General features: G+C 69.2%; 1 protein-coding gene. It reads right to left on the bottom strand.

The features are described from left to right. Positions 1-144: 144 nt before the first annotated feature. Positions 145-1,152: a sugar phosphate isomerase/epimerase family protein gene (locus tag ACWD3H_RS47635; protein ID WP_350914347.1), complete on the bottom strand. Its 1,008-nt coding sequence runs from the start codon at positions 1,150-1,152 to the stop codon at positions 145-147. Between the last annotated feature and the right edge of the window lie 362 nt (positions 1,153-1,514).

Below are 1,514 nucleotides of genomic sequence, written 5' to 3'. Positions count from 1 at the left end.
CCGCCCGGCGCGGCGCCGGCGCGGGGGGTGCCGGTCCCCCCGTCCGGGTCACCGGCACGCCTCCTGTCACCCCGTCCGCGGAGACGTCCCGGCAGGAGAACGGCTCACCCCGGACACGCCTCCGGCACGTCGGCCCTGAGCGCCTCAATCGGAGGAGAAGGCCGCGTCGAAGGCGGCCGAGGGCGGGGTGATGGCGTTGAGCCTGCGGATCACGGCCAGCGCGTCGGGGGCGCCGTCCAGGCGGTCCATGCCCGCGTCCTCCCACTCGATGGAGATCGGCCCGGTGTAACCGATCGCGTTCAGCGCGCGGAAACAGTCCTCCCACGGCACGTCGCCCCGGCCGGTGGAGACGAAGTCCCAGCCCCGGCGCAGATCGCCCCAGGGCAGGTGCGAGGCCAACCGGCCGCGGCGGCCGTCGCCGGTGCGGACCTTGGCGTCCTTGCAGTCGACGTGGTAGATCCGGTCGGCGAAGTCCAGGATGAAGCCGACCGGGTCGATCTCCTGCCACACCATGTGCGAGGGGTCCCAGTTCAGCCCGAACGCGGGCCGGTGCCCGACGGCCTCCAGGGTCCGCACCGTGCTGTGGTAGTCATAGGCGATCTCACTGGGATGCACCTCGTGGGCGAAACGCACCCCCACCTCGTCGAAGACGTCCAGGATCGGGTTCCACCGGGCAGCGAAATCGGCGTAGCCGGCCTCGATCATCGCGGGCGGCACCGGCGGGAACATCGCCACGGTGTGCCAGATGGACGATCCGGTGAAGCCGACCACGGTGTCCACACCGAGTCTGGCCGCGGCCCGAGCCGTGTTCTTGATCTCCTCTGCGGCGTTGCGGCGAACCTGTTCCGGCTCGCCGTCACCCCAGACGCGGGCGGGCAGGATGGCCCTGTGCCGCTCGTCGATGGGATGGTCGCAGACGGCCTGGCCGACCAGGTGGTTGGAGATGGCGTGCACGACCAGGTTGTGCTTGGCCAGGATCTCCCGCTTGCGATCGATGTAGCCGTCCTCGGACAGCGCCCTGTCGACCTCGAAGTGATCGCCCCAGCAGGCGATCTCCAACCCGTCGTATCCCCAGCCCGAGGCCAGCCGGCAGACCTCCTCGAAGGGCAGATCGGCCCACTGGCCGGTGAACAAGGTGATAGGCCTGCTCATCTGAATCCTTTCAGCGTGGAGACCCCCGCCTTCAGGCGTGGGTAGAAAACAACGCGGCACGGCGCCGCACGGATTATCGTGTTCGAGCGGTGGCGATAACCAAGCCACCGCACGCATGACCCGCACCACCCTCGCCGCTGGGCAGGCGGAGAGGTAAAACGCCTGTGGAGCTGGTGTAAGACCTCAACGGGAGTCCTCTCTCGGGCGGGCAACCGGCGGTGAAGCAGGAAACCCGACCCGTGAGGGTTGGAATTCCCTGGCTTCAGCCATGGGGAGGAGGTCAAACGTCCTCCACACGGTTGGTGGACCTGTTCTCGCCGGGCCGGTCGCCGGTGTGGTGCACCGCGCGCGGTGCACCACAC

The organism is Streptosporangium sp. NPDC002607, assembly GCF_053592655.1.
Note: the sequence above shows the minus strand (reverse complement) of the source record. Positions and strands in the feature narration are given on the sequence as shown.

Coding starts and splice junctions, on each gene's coding strand:
- ACWD3H_RS47635 (WP_350914347.1), bottom strand. CDS start 1,152: ATGAGCAGGCCTATCACCTTGTTCACCGGCCAGTGGGCCGATCTGCCC.